We start from the raw sequence: 16,586 nt of genomic DNA on the forward strand, positions 1-16,586 counted from the left end.
CAGTAGAATTCAGCGCTCAACCACGGGGCAGGAACACATCGGCCAGCAGTTGATTGCGCGGCAGCCCGGCCATGAACAGACGTTTGGAAAACGCCTCGACGCTGACAGGGTGCCCGCAGAGTAAGGCCAGAGTTTGCCGCGAAACAAGCCGCAGTTGCGCCAATGCCTGGGCCAGCTCAGCCGCAGTCCACAGCTCCACGCTGAGGTTCGGATGCTGCGCGGCCAGCGCGGCCAGTGGCTCGGCCAGGTAATGCCCACTGGCATCATGGGCCAGGTGAATCATGCGGATGGCGCCCTGGTGATCCTGGCGCAGGGCCTCGCGCAGCACGCCCCACAAAGGGCCCAGGCCGGTGCCCGACGCCAGTAACCAGAGTGGCCGGGATTGCCAATCGGGATCGTATTGCAGCGCGCCGCCGCGCAATTCGCCCAGCCGCAGCTGATCACCCACGGTCAACTGGCGTGCGGCATCGCAGAATTCGCCCGGCTGACGGCAATCGATGTGCAACTCCAGGAAGGCATCCTCCTGGGGCAGGCTGGCCAGTGAATAGGGGCGTGCCACCTGCCCCGCCCACACCACCAGATGCTGCCCGGCCCGATAACGCAGGCCGCGCTCCGGTTGCAGGCGCAGGCGCAGCACATTCACAGTCAACCAGTCGGCGCCCACCACCTGGGCCGGCAACCCGTCGCGCAATGGGTCAAAGGCTTGGACCTGCAAATCTCCGCTGACCTGGCACTGGCAGGCCAGGCGCCAGCCATCCTGGCGTTGTGCCGGGCTGAGGGCATCGGGCTGCTTGTCCTCGACGTCACCCTGGCAACGCACCAGGCACGCATGGCAACTGCCGGCCCGGCAGCTGTAAGGCACGGCCACACCGGCCTGATTCAAGGCATCCAACAGGTTGCTGCCGGTGGCTACCGACCAATGGCGTTCGCCGACGTGCAGTTCAGGCATATAAAGTCTCAATCAGAAGGGCCGCGCACAGGGAATCATGCCTGCGACAGTTTGACCATAGTCGGGTGTATCGGCCACCGCGTCGGGTTATACTGCCGCGCCTTTTTAGCGTCGCGCCTGCACCAATGGCGTGCCTGTGGAAGCTGGCTTCAGCCGACCGATGCAACACTGAAGCCACCTTTATTGAATGTTCCCTTATAGAGGAGCGCGACTCATGACCGTGATCAAGCAAGACGACCTGATTCAGAGCGTTGCCGACGCCCTGCAATTCATCTCCTACTACCACCCCGTTGACTTCATCCAGGCGATGCACGAGGCCTACCTGCGCGAAGAATCGCCGGCTGCCCGTGACTCCATCGCGCAGATCCTGATCAACTCGCGCATGTGCGCCACCGGCCATCGCCCGATCTGCCAGGACACCGGCATCGTCACCGTGTTCGTGCGCGTGGGCATGGATGTACGCTGGGACGGCGCGACCATGAGCCTGGACGACATGATCAACCAGGGCGTGCGCCAGGCCTACAACCTGCCGGAAAACGTCCTGCGTGCCTCGATCCTCGCCGACCCGGCGGGCGCGCGGAAAAACACCAAGGACAACACCCCGGCCGTGATCCACTACTCCATCGTCCCGGGTAACACCGTGGAAGTGGACGTGGCCGCCAAGGGCGGCGGTTCCGAGAACAAGTCGAAAATGGCCATGCTCAACCCGTCCGACTCGATCGTCGACTGGGTGCTCAAGACCGTTCCGACCATGGGCGCCGGCTGGTGCCCACCGGGCATGCTGGGCATCGGCATCGGCGGTACCGCCGAGAAAGCCGCAGTAATGGCCAAGGAAGTGTTGATGGAATCCATCGACATCCACGAGCTGAAAAAGCGTGGTCCGTCCAACCGTATCGAAGAGATGCGCCTGGAGCTGTTCGAGAAGGTCAACCAGCTGGGCATCGGCGCTCAAGGCCTGGGTGGCCTGACCACCGTGCTCGACGTAAAGATCATGGACTACCCGACCCACGCCGCTTCGCTGCCGGTGTGCATGATCCCCAACTGCGCCGCCACCCGTCACGCGCACTTCGTGCTCGACGGTTCGGGCCCGGCGTCGCTGGAAGCGCCACCGCTGGACGCCTACCCGGAGATCGTCTGGGAAGCCGGCCCGTCGGCCCGTCGCGTCAACCTCGACACCCTGACCCCGGAAGAAGTGCAGAGCTGGAAGCCGGGCGAAACCGTGTTGCTCAACGGCAAGATGCTCACCGGCCGCGACGCGGCGCACAAGCGCATGGTCGAGATGCTGAACAAGGGCGAAACCCTGCCGGTGGACCTCAAAGGTCGCTTCATCTACTACGTCGGCCCGGTTGATCCGGTGCGCGAAGAAGTGGTTGGCCCGGCTGGCCCGACCACCGCGACGCGGATGGACAAGTTCACCCGTCAGATCCTTGAGCAAACCGGCCTGCTGGGCATGATCGGCAAATCCGAGCGCGGCCCTACCGCCATCGAAGCGATCAAGGACCACAAGGCCGTGTACTTGATGGCCGTCGGCGGCGCCGCTTATCTGGTGGCGCAGGCCATCAAGCAATCGCGCGTGGTCGCGTTCGCCGAACTGGGCATGGAAGCGATCTACGAGTTCGACGTGAAGGACATGCCGGTCACCGTTGCGGTGGACAGCAAGGGCGAATCGGTGCACATCACCGGTCCTGCCATCTGGCAGAAAAAGATCAGTGAAAGCCTGGCGGTAGAAGTGCAGTAAGCACCCTCGCACAAGGAAAAAGGCGACTGCGGCCCCATGGCCCAGTCGCCTTTTTTATGGCTGCCCCCTCCCACACAATCCACTCACCACAAGATCCGGACAGCTCATGCTATGGTGCTCTCCCCTCACTGTGCCTGTTCATCAACGATGATCGTGATCCCTCGCCCCCTGCGCCTGACCTTCTATTCGTTGCTGATCATCGCCGGTGCGGTGCTGGCCGCTGCCTTGGCCACGCGCCATGCCGAGCGCCAGGCTCTGGTGGACGACGCCGCCCGCGCCAACCAGCAGCTGGCGCTGTACGCCAACTCGCTGCACACCCTGATCGAACGCTACCGCGCGCTGCCCGCTGTGCTGGCGCTGGATTCGGAAATGATCAGCGCCTTGAAGGGCCCGCTGGATGCCACGACCCAGGACCTGCTCAACCGCAAGCTGGAGCGCATCAACGGTGCCGCGCAATCTTCCACGCTGGAACTGATGGACCGCAGCGGTCTGGCCGTGGCCGCCAGCAACTGGAACCTGCCGAGCAGTTACGTCGGGCACAACTACGCCTTCCGCCCTTATTTCAGCCAGACCCTGAGCCAGGGCACCGGGCGCTTTTACGCGGTGGGGGTAACCACTGGCATTCCGGGTTATTTCCTCTCCAGCGCGGTGGTCGACGAACACGAGCAGTTCCTCGGCGCGATGGTGGTGAAACTGGAATTCCCCGAGTTGGAGCGCGAGTGGGCCCAAGGCAATGACCTGCTGCTGGTCAGCGACGCGCGCGGTATCGTGTTTATCGCCAATCAGCCGGGCTGGCGTTATCGCAACCTGCGGCCACTGTCGGCCAGTGACCTGGCGGAACTCAAGGCCACCCGCCAATATGACAAAAAACAATTGCAGCCGCTGGACGTTCAGCCCCTGCAGCGCTTCGACGAAAACAGCCACCTGATGCGCGTCAACGGCCCGGACGGTAACGCCAATTACATCTGGGAATCCCTGCCGCTGAAGGCCGAAGGCTGGACCCTGCACCTGTTGCGCAAACCCCAGTTCGCCTTTGAAGACCAGCGCAACGCCGGCCTGGCCGCCGCGGGGTCCTGGCTGGCGCTGGTGTTCCTGGTGCTGTTCCTGACGCAGCGCTGGCGCCTCGCCCGTTTGCGCCAGCGCAGCCGCGAGGAGCTTGAGCAACTGGTTGAAGAACGCACCCAGGCCTTGCGCACCGCCCAGGATGGTTTGGTGCAATCGGCCAAGCTCGCGGCGCTGGGGCAGATGTCGGCCGCCCTCGCCCATGAAATCAACCAGCCGCTGACCGCCCAACGCATGCAATTGGCGACCCTGCGCCTGCTGCTGGACCACGGCCGCGTGGACGACGCCTACCAGGCGCTGACCCCGCTGGACGACATGCTCACGCGCATGGCCGCGCTCACCGGCCACCTCAAGACCTTCGCGCGCAAAAGCCCCAGCGGCCTGCGCGAACGCCTGGACCTGGCCACCGTGGTCGACCAATCCTTGCAGCTGCTCGACGCGCGCCTGCGCGACGAAGCCATTGGTCTGGTGCTGGACATGACCCGCCCAGCCTGGGTGCGTGGCGACGCGATCCGCCTCGAGCAAGTGCTGATCAACCTGCTGCGCAACGCCCTCGACGCCATGGCCGACAAACCGCGCAAACGCCTGGAAATCCGCCTGCACGCGGATGAGCAGCTTTGGCAACTGACCGTCAGCGACAGCGGCGGCGGGATTGCCGAAGAACATCTGAATAACGTGTTCGACCCGTTCTTTACCACCAAGCCGGTGGGCGACGGGCTTGGCCTCGGGCTGGCGGTGTCGTACGCCATCGTGCATGAACTGGGCGGTCGCTTGACCGCCGGTAACCGTGGCGACGGCGCGGTGTTTACCCTGACCTTGCCTATTGCGCTGGAGACGCCGGACCTATGTTGAACGCGGTGATTGTGGTCGATGACGAAGCCAGCATTCGCACGGCCGTCGAGCAATGGTTGAGCCTGTCGGGCTTTGACGTGCAGCTGTTCAGCCGCGCCGAGGAATGCCTGGCGACACTGCCCAAGGACTTCCCCGGCGTGATCTTAAGCGACGTGCGCATGCCCGGCCTCAGTGGCTTGGAGCTGCTCGCAGAAGTGCAACGGCGTGACCCCGACTTGCCAGTGATCCTGCTGACCGGCCACGGCGATGTGCCGATGGCCGTCGAGGCAATGCGCGATGGCGCCTACGACTTTCTGGAAAAACCCTTCAGCCCCGACGCACTGCTCAACAGCCTGCGCCGCGCGCTGGACAAACGCGGGCTGATCCTTGAAAACCGTCGCCTGCATCAACAGGCTGATCATCGGGCGCAATTGGAGTCCAGCCTGCTCGGCGTGTCCCGTGGTTTGCAGAACCTGCGGCGCCAAGTGCTGGACCTGGCAAGCTTGCCGGTCAATGTGTTGATCCGTGGCGAGACCGGCAGCGGCAAAGAACTGGTTGCCCGCTGCCTGCACGATTTCGGCCCGCGCGCGAAAAAGCCGTTCGTGGCGCTCAATTGCGCGGCCATTCCCGAGCAACTGTTCGAGGCCGAACTGTTCGGCCACGAAAGCGGCGCGTTCACCGGCGCCCAGGGCAAGCGCATCGGCAAGCTGGAATACGCGCATGGCGGCACGCTGTTCCTCGATGAAATCGAAAGCATGCCCCTGGCCCAGCAGGTGAAACTGTTGCGTGTACTGCAGGAGCAGAAGCTCGAACGCCTGGGCTCCAACCAGAGCATTCATGTGGACCTGCGCATCATTGCCGCGACCAAGCCAGACCTGCTGGAAGAAGCCCGCGCCGGGCGCTTCCGGGAAGACTTGGCCTATCGGCTGAACGTCGCGCAACTGCGCCTGCCACCGTTGCGCGAACGTCGCGAAGACATCCCGCTGCTGTACGAGCACTTCGCCCAACAGGCCGCCGAGCGCCTGGGGCGAAGTCTCGAACCGTTGAGTGGCGCGCAATTGGGGCGCCTGCTCAGCCATGACTGGCCGGGCAATGTGCGTGAACTGGCCAACGTCGCCGAACGCCAGGTGCTCGGCCTGGGCGAGCCGGAACCGGAAGGCATCGAGCCTGGGCAATCGTTGGCCGCGCAACAGGAAGCCTTTGAGGCTCATTGCCTGAAAGCCGCGCTGACCCGGCACAAGGGCGATATCAAGGCGGTGCTCGCCGAACTGCAACTGCCGCGGCGCACCTTGAATGAGAAGATGCAGCGGCATGGGTTGGTGCGGGAGACGTTTCTGTAGGCCTAATCTCGTGTTGCCGGGCAGGTCGCCTTCGCGGGCAAGCCCGCTCGCACATCTGGAATGCATTTCAACCGGTGGGAGTGGCAGCCATAAGCGGATTTCCGCTCACTGCCCTCAATTCATCAGCGACTTTCCGCTCAGAAAATTCCTGAACCCCTTCTAAACCGGACCTCCATCGACCTGGCACAGCTTCTGCTATAGCCCCAGCCAGGCTGTGCTGACGCACGCTCCATAAAAACAACTAGATGAAGGATCCTTCAATGGATAACTCCAACGCCCTGCCTCTGGGGTCGGCGGCTGCGCCGGCAAAAGAACGCACGACTTCCAGCCGGATCAAATCGATCTTCAGCGGTTCGGTCGGCAACATGGTCGAGTGGTACGACTGGTACGTCTACGCCGCCTTCTCGCTGTACTTCGCCAAGACCTTCTTCCCCGCCGGTTCCTCCACCGCTCAATTGATGAACACCGCCGCGATCTTCGCCGTGGGTTTCATCATGCGTCCGATCGGTGGCTGGCTGATGGGCCTCTATGCCGACTACAAAGGTCGCAAGGCCGCGCTGATGGCATCGGTCCTGCTGATGTGCTTCGGCTCCCTGCTGATCGCCCTGACCCCGGGCTACGACACCATCGGCATCGGTGCACCGATCCTGCTGGTATTCGCGCGTCTGCTCCAAGGCCTGTCGGTCGGCGGCGAGTACGGTACTTCGGCCACCTACCTGAGCGAAATGGCGACCAAGGAGCGTCGTGGTTTCTTCTCGAGCTTCCAGTACGTGACCCTGATCTCCGGCCAGCTCATCGCCCTGGCAGTGCTGATCGTGCTGCAACAAACCCTGACCACCGAGCAGCTGTACGCGTGGGGCTGGCGTATCCCGTTCGTCATCGGTGCATTGTGTGCAGTCGTCGCGCTTTACCTGCGTCGTGGCATGGAGGAAACCGAGTCATTCACCAAGAAGGAAAAAGCCAAGGAAAGCGCCATGCGCACCTTGATGCGCCACCCCAAGGAAGTATTGACCGTGGTCGGCCTGACCATGGGCGGCACCCTGGCCTTCTACACCTACACCACCTACATGCAGAAATACCTGGTGAACACCGTCGGCATGAGCATTTCCGACTCCACCACCATTTCGGCGGCTACGCTGTTCCTGTTCATGTGCATTCAACCCCTGGTCGGCGGGCTGTCGGATAAGGTCGGCCGCCGACCGATCCTGATCGCCTTCGGCGTCCTCGGCACCCTGTTCACCGTGCCGATCCTCACCACCCTGCACACCATCCAAAGCTGGTGGGGCGCGTTCTTCCTGATCATGGCGGCGCTGATCATCGTCAGCGGCTATACCTCGATCAACGCGGTGGTGAAGGCCGAACTGTTCCCGACTGAAATCCGCGCCCTGGGCGTGGGCCTGCCGTATGCATTGACCGTGTCGATCTTCGGCGGTACCGCTGAATACGTCGCGCTGTGGTTCAAGAGTATCGGCATGGAAACCGGCTATTACTGGTACGTCACGGCGTGCATCGCGGTGTCGCTGGTGGTTTACGTGACCATGAAGGACACCCGCAAGCACTCGCGGATCACCACGGACTAACAGCTTGATGCAGTAAACATGTAGGAGCGGGCTTGCTCGCGAAAGCGGTGGATCAGTCACCCTGTCCGGTGACTGACACTGAGCATTCGCGAGCAAGCCCGCACACACATTGGATATGATGTGCTCCCCATAATCGAGAGCAGAACAGGCCATGTCTGACGCTATCCACTTCTACGAACCCGCCAATGGCCACGGCCTGCCCCACGACCCCTTCAATGCCATTGTCGGGCCACGGCCGATCGGCTGGATCTCCTCGCACGACAGCGAGGGCCGCCTGAACCTGGCGCCCTACAGTTTTTTCAATGCGTTCAACTACATTCCGCCGATCATTGGGTTTTCCAGTGTCGGGCGCAAAGACAGCCTGAACAATATCGAACAGACCGGCGAGTTCGTGTGGAACCTGGCCACCCGCCCCTTGGCCGAGCAGATGAACCAGAGTTGCGCCGCGGTATCGCCCGAAGTCAATGAGTTCGAATTGTCCGGCCTGACGCCAGTGGCGTCGAAGATCGTCGGCGTGCCACGGGTGGGCGAGAGCCCGGTGTCCTTCGAGTGCAAGGTTACGCAGATCATCCAGCTGCAGCGTGCCGACAGGCAAGTGGTGCCAAGCTGGCTGGTGCTGGGCGAGGTGGTCGCGGTGCACATTGCCAAGTGGCTGCTCAAGGATGGTATCTACGACACTGCGGCCGCCGAGCCGATCCTGCGTGGCGGCGGCCCGGCGGATTACTTCCAGTTGGGGCCTGAGGCCCTGTTCAAGATGTATCGCCCAGGTGCCACAAAGCCCTGACTGAAATGCAGTCAAAACTGCGGGAGGGGACACGCCTCTCCCACAGTTTTAGTTCGCGGCAGTCGCCCAGGTCAGTTGGCCTTCTTCGTCCACGTCCACCAGGCACTCCAGCTGCAGCGTCGCTGCATCGTCGGCGTCGGAAGCAGTCTTGAACTTCTGGCCATCAAGGATCTTGTGAAACTGCGGTGCGCCCATGCCATCCAGTGCCTTGACGGCGACGGCGGCGCTGTAGCCCCCTTCACCCGGTACTACGGCGGAAACGGCTTCGTGGTGGGCAAATTGTTTACGTGCCATGTTGCAGGTCCTGGCCAATGGAAAAGTCGGCCATTCTAAACCCTAACCGGCGAGTTGCAGGTACTCGCCGTACGCGTGGGCGGCGGACGCATCGGTGAACGTCTGGAAATCCATGCTGCGGACCACCATATCGTTCAACAGCTCGGTAAAGATCATCAGGGCCGGGGAATTGAAGTAAGCACTCATCGCCTGCTCGCTGCTCCAGAAGCCCGAGACCAGCCACACATCAGGATCGACCTGGGAGTGCTGCAACGAGAATTGCAGGCAACCCTGAGCCTGGCGGCCCGGTTCGATCAAACTGCTCAAGCGTGCACCGAGTTCGATGCTGCACCCGGTACGGGCACGGATAAAGGCCATATGGCTCGCGGGAATGGGGGTGGACATGTTCGACTCTCCCGTTGAGAAGTGATGCTCGGCAAGCACTGTGAGGGCGTGTTGCCACAGGATCAAAGATAGCGGCGCGGGCGTGGCCGTGGTTAGTCGATTCCTGCCGGCTTATTGCACAATCCTGCGAGAAGCGTAGACAGGACGTCTGGCGCCGCCGTTTTAGTCCATGGCCAAACGCCTTGTTTCAATGAGATGACAGGTGCATTGCTTGCCTGATTCACGAACTGTCGCAGGATCAGGCAAGGATTGTGCAGAATCGACGTAACACTGTTTGAAAAGCCGCGGCTAAGCTGAGCCCATCGTAAAAGCACGCAGAGGACGCTCCATGTCGTCGCCCGAATATCACGCCCTGCCCCTTGATGCCGATATGGAAAAACAGCGCGAAGAGCTGGCCTGCATCGTCTGCCGGCATACCTGGGAGGACGGCTCCTACGGCACAGCGATCACCTCCCTGTTTCTGAACCGCCACAACGCGCCGCGCGACTTCATGCCGGTGCTGGTGGAACCCGCGCTGTGCATCCTGGCCCATGGCCGCAAGGAAGTACGCCTGGCGGATGAAGTTTTTGCGTACGACCCCCTTAATTACCTGGTGTTTTCGGTGGCGATGCCGGTGGCGGGCCGGATCATCGAAGCCACCCCGGACGACCCCAACCTGTCGGTGCGCATCAATATCGACCCGGCGCAGCTCACCGCCCTGATCGCCGAGGCTGGCCCGATGGGCGTGCCGTCGCGGCCGACCTCGCGTGGCATGTACGTTGACCGTATCGACACGCAATTGCTCGACGCCGTGCTGCGCCTGGCGCGTTTGCTGGACTCGCCCAAAGACATCGCGATGCTTGCGCCGTTGATCAACCGCGAGATTCTCTACCGTTTGTTGCGTGGGCCGCAGGGTTATCGCTTGTATGAAATCGCCGTGGCCAACAGTCAGAGCCATCGCGTCAGCCAGGCGATCAAGTGGTTGAACGGTAACTATGAACAACCGCTGCGCATTGATGACCTGGCCAAGGAAGTGAACCTTAGCGTTTCGACCTTGCACCATCGCTTCAAGGCAATCACCGCGATGAGCCCGCTGCAATACCAGAAGCAACTGCGCTTGCAGGAGGCTCGCCGGCTGATGCTCGCTGAAGGGCTGGAAGCGTCGGCGGCGGGGTATCGGGTGGGCTATGAAAGCCCGTCGCAGTTCAGCCGCGAGTACAGCCGGTTGTTTGGTGCGCCGCCCTTGAGGGATTTGGCCCGTCTGCGCCAAAGCATCTGACCTGACGCAGCTCCCACATTCGGGCCGAGTGTATTCAGTCTAATCCGCGGGGTAGCTGCAACGTCACGCGCAAACCTCCCTCGCGAAGATTCTGCAAACTCACCTCGCCGCCATGGCTGTGGGCAATGTTGCGCGCAATCCCCAACCCCAGCCCATACCCCTGCTGCTGGCCGGCCAACCGGAAATGCGGTTCGAACACCTGCTCCAAGCGCTGCTCCGGCACGCCGGGGCCTTCGTCGTCGACGTGCAGGATAAATTCCGCGCCATCATCCTCGATGTGCAAATGCGCGTTCTGGCCGTACTTCAACGCGTTGTCGATCAGGTTGCCGATGCAGCGCTTGAGCGCCAGCGGCTTGCCCGGATAAGTAGTCAGCGCGCGGCCGTGCTGGGTCACGCGGCCGTTGCCGTTGGGCGCCACGTAAGGTTCCACCAGGCAATCGAGTACGTGGTTGAGGTCCACCGGCTCGATGTTTTCGTGGATATCGGTGTCTTTCACGCATTGCAGCGCGCCCTTCACCAGCAACTCCAACTCATCCAGGTCGCGGCCGAATTTGTTTTGCAGGTTCTCGTCTTCGAGCAGCTCCACGCGCAGGCGCAGGCGGGTGATCGGTGTACGCAGGTCGTGGGAAATCGCGCTGAACAGCTGGCTGCGCTCGGTCAGGTAACGGCTGATGCGCTCGCGCATCGCATTGAATGCGCGGCCCACTTCCACCACTTCACTGCCGCCGCCTTCGGCCACCGGTTCTACGTCCGCGCCCAGCGACATGTCCCGCGCCGCCCGCGCCAGGCGCTTGAGCGGCCGGCTTTGCCAATGCACCAGCAGGCCGATAAACAGCAGCAGAAAGCCGCTGGTCAGCACGATAAACCACACCTGCTGTGACGGCAGGCCCTGTTCTTCAAGGCTGGTGTAGGGCTCGGGCAGCAGCGAGGCGATGTACAGCCATTCGCCAGGGGCGAGCTGGATCTGCGTGACCAGTACCGGCGGGTTTACCGGCTCCAGGGTCAGCGCGTAATGCGCCCAGGAGCGCGGCAGTTCATCGAGTTTCAAACCGGCATTGAAGATGCGCAGGTCTTCGGCGCTGACGAACTCCACCGAGATGTGCACGTCGGCGCCCAGGGTCTGGCGCAACACCTCATCCACCGCCACCAGCACCGCTTGCTTGCGCGGGGTTTCGGGCAATACCTGCATGTCCAAGGGGCGGTCATTGAGGGTCACCACAAACCGCGTGCCGCCCATGCTGCGCAATTGGTCGAGGACCAATGGCCGATAGGCCACCGGCAACGAACGGAAATAACTCACGCTGGCGGTCATCGAATGCGCCAGGCTGCGGGCGCTGGTGACCAGGCCTTCGAGCTGGGTGGCGCGCAATTGCGAGACCCAGATCACGCTGGACAGCGCCTGGGCGACCAGCACCGCAAGCAAGGTCAGCAACAGCATGCGCCCCAGCAGCGAGCGCGGCACCGGAACGCGGCGGCGCTCGGTCAGGTGTTCAGTGGGCATTGCCGGCAACCACGCTGGCTGCCAGTTGATAACCGCTGCCGCGCACGGTGCGGATCAGCCTCGGGGGTTTTTCGGTGTCGCGCAGGCGTTGGCGCAGGCGGCTCACGGCCATGTCGACGATCCGGTCCAGCGGCATCAGGTCGCGCCCACGGGTGGCGTTGCCGATGGTGTCGCGGTCGAGAATCTGTTGTGGGTGGTCGAGAAACAGCTTGAGCAGGGCAAAGTCGGCACCGGAAAGGATCACCTCTTCACCGTCAACGTGGAACAGCCGATGGCTGATCATGTCCAGGCGCCATTCATCGAACACCAGCACGTCACTGTTGCCGCTGCGCTCCTGGCCGAACTGGCAGCGGCGCAACAGGGCCTTGATCCGTGCCTGCAACTCGCGCGGGCTGAACGGCTTGCCGATGTAGTCATCGGCGCCCAGCTCCAGGCCGATCACGCGGTCGGCCTCGTCGGAACTGGCGGTGAGCATGATGATCGGCACCTGCGCCTGGCGCGGGTGCTGGCGGATCCAGCGACAGAGGCTGAAACCGTCCTCGTCCGGCAACATCACATCGAGGATGACCAGGTCGCACGGCGCCTCGTTCATCGCCTGGCGGAACCCCGCACCATCCGGCACGCCACGCACCTGGAAACCGGCGCGACTGAGGTAGGTCTGCAGCAATTCGCGGATTTCCTGGTCGTCGTCGACGAGGAGAATCGATTTACTGATTACGCTCACGGGGTCCTCCTTGTTGTTATGGGGTGTTCTTGAGGGACCTATCGTGGGCAAGCCCCCGATGAGGCCCTCATTGCCTATGCAAAAGCCTGCTCGAGCGCAACACCCGCCCCGGTCAACCCGGAATACGGCGCGGTCACCAGCCACACCGGAATACCTTTGAAGTAGTCGCTCATGCAGCCTTTGTCACTGAAGCTTTTGGCAAAGCCGCTGTTGATAAAGAAGTCGGCAAACCTCGGTATCACCCCACCCACGATATACACACCACCGCGTCCACCGGTAGTCAGCACGTTATTGCCTGCGACCCGCCCCAGCCAGATGCTGAACTGGTTCAAGACTTCCATGGCGATCGGGTCACCGGCCAGGCCCGCCGCCGTGATCGCCTCGGGGGTGTCCAGCACCGGTGTGTGCCCGTCTACCGCACAAATCGCCCGGTACACGCGTGGCAAACCGCCACCGCTCAAGGCCGTCTCGGCGCTGACGTGGCCGATTTCATTGAAGATATGCTGCCACAGCTGGGTTTCACGCGGGCTGCTCAGGGGCAAGTCGACATGGCCACCCTCCCCCGGCAACGCCGCGTAACGGCCTTCGCCCAAATCCAGCAGCGTGCCGACGCCCAGGCCGGTGCCCGGGCCGATCACGACTGCCGGGCGCAACGGTTCGGGCGTACCTTCGCAAACCACACGAAATTCATCCGGCTGCAGGCGGGTCATGCCCAGGGCCATGGCCGTGAAGTCATTGACCAGCAGCAGCTCATCCACCTGCAACGTCTTGCAAAACGCAGTCTTGCTCAGGCGCCAGTGATTATTGGTGAACTTGAATTCATCCCCGCTCACCGGCCCGGCGACCGACAGGCACACCGCACCGATGTCGCTGCTTTCCAGGCCTTCTTCCTTGAGATAAGCCTTGATCGCATCCTCAGGGCTTTTGTGGTCCGCCGTGGCATGCACCCGGATCGAATGCAGTGCCTGATCCCGCCACAACGCAAAACGAGCGTTGGTTCCCCCGATATCACCGACCAGCGCTAGCTTCACTTAAGCGTCTCCAAGGCAGAGGTAAAGGCGCTGGCGCCCTGCTCTGCGGAGCTTGCGGCCATGCGCATAAACGCAAACAGCTCGCGGCCGGCCCCCACGTTATTGCCCAACAGGCCCGTGGCAGGCGCGCGCGCTGCAAATTCTTCGGCGTCCACCTTAAGCTCCAAGGTGCCTTTGACGCCATCCACGCGAATGATATCGCCATCGCGCACGCGCGCCAGTGGCCCGCCGCTCTGGGCTTCGGGGTTGACGTGGATCGCGGCGGGGATCTTACCCGACGCGCCGGACATACGCCCGTCTGTCACCAACGCCACTTTGAAGCCACGGTCCTGCAGCACGCCGAGGAACGGGGTCATCTTGTGCAGTTCCGGCATGCCATTGGAGCGCGGGCCCTGGAAGCGCATCACCGCGACGAAATCTTTTTCCAGCTGGCCGGCCTTGAACGCGTCGGCCAGATCCTGTTGATCCTGGAACACCACCGCCGGTGCTTCGACGATCTGGTGCTCCGGCGCCACGGCCGAGACTTTCATCACGCCACGGCCGAGGTTGCCTTCCATCACGCGCAAGCCGCCTTCCGGCGAGAACGCACGGGCCACGGGACGCAGGATGGTTTCGTCGAGGCTTTCGATGGGGCCATCGCGCCAGATCAGCTCGCCGTCGACCAGGAACGGCTCCTGGGTATAACGGCTCAGGCCCTTGCCGGCCACGGTGTTGACGTCTTCATGCAGCAGGCCGGCTTCGAGCAGCTCGCGGATGAGGAACGACATGCCGCCTGCCGCCTGGAAGTGGTTAATGTCGGCCTTGCCGTTCGGGTACACGTGGGACAGGGTCGGCACCACCTCGGAGAGGTCGGCCATGTCGTCCCAGGTGAGGATGATGCCCGCCGACATGGCGATGGCCGGCATGTGCAGGGTGTGGTTGGTGGAACCGCCGGTGGCGTTGAGGGCGATGATCGAGTTGACGATGGACTTCTCGTCGACGATCTCGCCAATCGGCGTGAAGTTGCCGTTGGCTTTGGTCAGGCGCGTGACCTGGTGCGCGGCCTCGCGGGTCAGCGCGTCGCGCAGCGGCGTGTACGGGTTGACGAACGAGGCGCCCGGCAGGTGCAGGCCCATCACTTCCATCAGCAGCTGGTTAGTGTTGGCGGTGCCGTAGAAGGTGCAGGTGCCGGGGCTGTGGTAGGACTTCATCTCCGATTCCAGCAGCTCTTCGCGGGTGGCCTTGCCTTCGGCGTAGCGCTGGCGCACATCGGCTTTCTGCTTGTTGGAGATACCCGACGGCATCGGCCCGCCCGGGACGAAGATCATCGGCAGGTGGCCGTAGCGCAGCGCGCCCATCATCAGGCCGGGGACGATCTTGTCGCAGATGCCCAGCATCAGTGCGGCGTCGAACATGTTGTGGGACAGCGCTACCGCCGTGGACATGGCGATGACTTCGCGGCTGAGCAGGCTCAGCTCCATGCCGGGCTCACCTTGGGTCACGCCGTCGCACATGGCCGGGGTGCCGCCGGCGAACTGGCCGACCGAGCCGACTTCGCGCAGGGCTTCCTTGATCTGTTCAGGGAAATATTGATACGGCTGGTGCGCCGAGAGCATGTCGTTATATGACGAAACAATTGCCACGTTGGCGGCATTCATCATTCGCAGACTATTTTTATCTTCAGTGCCGCAGCCGGCCACGCCGTGGGCGAAGTTGGCACATTGCAGCTTACCGCGCATCGGGCCGTCGCTGGCTGCGCCGCGAATGAGCGCAAGGTAAGCCTCGCGGGTTGCACGACTGCGGGCGATAAGCCGTTCGGTGACCTCAATAACGCGGGGATGCATGTGTAGAACTCCAGGCTAACGGATGTGGCGACCTGAGTGTCTATGCTGATCAAACGCCCGCAGCGCATGGGATGGCAGGGTGACGTTTGTATCATCGGACCAGTTGATTCAGGTCACTCGTTGTAGATTGAACAAAATATTGCCACTAAAAAGGCTTGTTTTCTATTTTTATGCGAATAATCTTGTAATTCTTACAACAAATCGACGACAGGCACTTTCCAATGACTCTTCGTATCGCAATCAATGGTTTTGGCCGTATCGGCCGTAATGTCCTGCGCGCACTGTATACCCAAGGCTACCGCCAGGATTTGCAGATCGTCGCCATCAATGATCTGGGCGACAGTTCGATCAATGCCCACCTGCTCAAATACGACACCGTACATGGCACTTTCGAAGCAGAGGTCGCCCACGATCAGGAAAGCCTGACCGTCAATGGTGACCGGATTGCCGTCAGTGCCATTCGCAACCCCGCCGACCTGCCGTGGGCTGCGCACAAGATCGACGTGGTGTTCGAATGCACCGGCCTGTTCACCGACCGTGACAAGGCTGCCGCCCATATTACTGCCGGCGCGCGCAAGGTGATCATCTCGGCCCCGGCCAAAGGCGCGGACGCCACGGTGGTCTATGGGGTGAACCATGACATTTTGCGTCAATCCCACCAGATCATCTCCAACGCATCGTGCACCACCAACTGCCTGGCGCCCGTGGCTCAAGTGCTGCACCGCGAGCTGGGCATCGAAAGCGGCCTGATGACCACCATTCACGCCTATACCAACGACCAGAACCTGACCGACGTCTACCACACCGACCCGTACCGTGCGCGCTCGGCCACCCAGAACATGATCCCGAGCAAGACCGGCGCCGCCGAAGCGGTAGGCCTGGTGCTGCCGGAACTGGCGGGCAAGCTGACCGGCATGGCGGTGCGCGTACCGGTGATCAACGTGTCGCTGGTAGACCTCACCGTGCAGCTGAAAAAAGACGCCACGGCGGATGAAGTCAACGCGCTGCTGAAAGAAGCCAGCCAGCACTCGAAAATCCTCGGCTACAACACCTTGCCGCTGGTTTCGAGCGACTTCAACCATAACCCGCTGTCGTCGATTTTCGACGCCAACCACACCAAGGCCAGCGGCAAGCTGCTCAAAGTGCTGGCCTGGTACGACAACGAGTGGGGTTTCTCCAACCGTATGCTGGATAACTGCCTGGCGCTGTGCAACGCCGAGTAAGCAGGTAACGAAGCCTCTCTGTGGGAGTGGGCTTGTGTGGGAGCGGGCTTGCTCGCGAAGACGG

Annotated in this window: 14 protein-coding genes; 7 read left to right on the top strand and 7 right to left on the bottom strand. The window is 62.3% G+C overall.

Annotated elements, in window-relative coordinates:
* Positions 1–16: 16 nt before the first annotated feature.
* Entirely contained in the window at positions 17–949 is a 933-nt protein-coding gene (locus WBR57_RS30900) for an iron-sulfur-binding ferredoxin reductase (protein WP_424089497.1), read from the bottom strand.
* A 214-nt stretch (positions 950–1,163) separates the two neighbouring features.
* Here WBR57_RS30900 and WBR57_RS30905 point away from each other — a divergent pair, with 214 nt between their 5' ends.
* From WBR57_RS30905 to WBR57_RS30925, 5 genes are all read left to right on the top strand, one after another.
* Complete coding sequence (locus tag WBR57_RS30905) at positions 1,164–2,687, top strand: fumarate hydratase (RefSeq protein ID WP_424089499.1); 1,524 nt, start codon at positions 1,164–1,166, stop codon at positions 2,685–2,687.
* Between the two features lie 147 nt (positions 2,688–2,834).
* Positions 2,835–4,601, top strand: coding sequence for an ATP-binding protein (locus WBR57_RS30910; RefSeq protein WP_424089501.1), 1,767 nt, complete (start codon positions 2,835–2,837; stop codon positions 4,599–4,601).
* Positions 4,595–5,920 (top strand): sigma-54-dependent transcriptional regulator, encoded by a 1,326-nt coding sequence (locus WBR57_RS30915; RefSeq protein ID WP_424089503.1) that lies wholly within the window; start codon positions 4,595–4,597, stop codon positions 5,918–5,920. The genes WBR57_RS30910 and WBR57_RS30915 overlap by 7 nt, the downstream gene beginning before the upstream one ends.
* Before the next feature lie 260 nt (positions 5,921–6,180).
* Complete coding sequence (locus tag WBR57_RS30920; RefSeq protein WP_424089505.1) at positions 6,181–7,500, top strand: MFS transporter; 1,320 nt, start codon at positions 6,181–6,183, stop codon at positions 7,498–7,500.
* Positions 7,501–7,651: 151 nt separating this feature from the next.
* Positions 7,652–8,284, top strand: a complete 633-nt coding sequence (locus WBR57_RS30925; protein WP_424089507.1) for a flavin reductase family protein — start codon at positions 7,652–7,654, stop codon at positions 8,282–8,284.
* Between the two features lie 48 nt (positions 8,285–8,332).
* Here the strand turns inward: WBR57_RS30925 and WBR57_RS30930 are convergent, their stop codons facing one another.
* Entirely contained in the window at positions 8,333–8,578 is a 246-nt protein-coding gene (locus WBR57_RS30930) for a hypothetical protein (protein ID WP_122772562.1), read from the bottom strand.
* A 42-nt stretch (positions 8,579–8,620) separates the two neighbouring features.
* The gene (locus WBR57_RS30935; RefSeq protein WP_122758497.1) at positions 8,621–8,962 is read right to left on the bottom strand and encodes an antibiotic biosynthesis monooxygenase family protein; all 342 of its coding nucleotides are present in this window, start codon (positions 8,960–8,962) and stop codon (positions 8,621–8,623) included.
* A 328-nt stretch (positions 8,963–9,290) separates the two neighbouring features.
* On the opposite strand from WBR57_RS30935, the gene WBR57_RS30940 reads away from it, so the two are divergent.
* Positions 9,291–10,220 carry an AraC family transcriptional regulator gene (locus tag WBR57_RS30940; protein WP_424089510.1) on the top strand — a complete coding sequence of 310 codons (930 nt, stop codon included), beginning with the start codon at positions 9,291–9,293 and terminating at the stop codon, positions 10,218–10,220.
* 34 nt (positions 10,221–10,254) lie between these two features.
* On the opposite strand, the gene WBR57_RS30945 is transcribed toward WBR57_RS30940, so the two are convergent.
* From WBR57_RS30945 to edd, 4 genes are all read right to left on the bottom strand, one after another.
* Positions 10,255–11,682 (bottom strand): ATP-binding protein, encoded by a 1,428-nt coding sequence (locus tag WBR57_RS30945; RefSeq protein ID WP_424089519.1) that lies wholly within the window; start codon positions 11,680–11,682, stop codon positions 10,255–10,257.
* A gap of 28 nt (positions 11,683–11,710) precedes the next feature.
* Complete coding sequence (locus tag WBR57_RS30950; RefSeq protein ID WP_122541106.1) at positions 11,711–12,445, bottom strand: response regulator transcription factor; 735 nt, start codon at positions 12,443–12,445, stop codon at positions 11,711–11,713.
* Between the two features lie 74 nt (positions 12,446–12,519).
* Positions 12,520–13,476 carry a glucokinase gene (locus tag WBR57_RS30955; RefSeq protein ID WP_424089513.1) on the bottom strand — a complete coding sequence of 319 codons (957 nt, stop codon included), beginning with the start codon at positions 13,474–13,476 and terminating at the stop codon, positions 12,520–12,522.
* Complete coding sequence (gene edd, locus WBR57_RS30960) at positions 13,473–15,299, bottom strand: phosphogluconate dehydratase (RefSeq protein WP_424089515.1); 1,827 nt, start codon at positions 15,297–15,299, stop codon at positions 13,473–13,475. Before edd ends, WBR57_RS30955 begins: the two co-directional genes overlap by 4 nt.
* 221 nt (positions 15,300–15,520) lie before the next feature.
* Here edd and gap point away from each other — a divergent pair, with 221 nt between their 5' ends.
* On the top strand, positions 15,521–16,522 hold the full coding sequence (gene gap, locus WBR57_RS30965; RefSeq protein ID WP_034109185.1) for a type I glyceraldehyde-3-phosphate dehydrogenase: 1,002 nt from the start codon (positions 15,521–15,523) through the stop codon (positions 16,520–16,522).
* Positions 16,523–16,586 lie beyond the last annotated feature (64 nt).

It is taken from the genome of Pseudomonas sp. (genome assembly GCF_049590575.1).
GTDB lineage: Bacteria > Pseudomonadota > Gammaproteobacteria > Pseudomonadales > Pseudomonadaceae > Aquipseudomonas.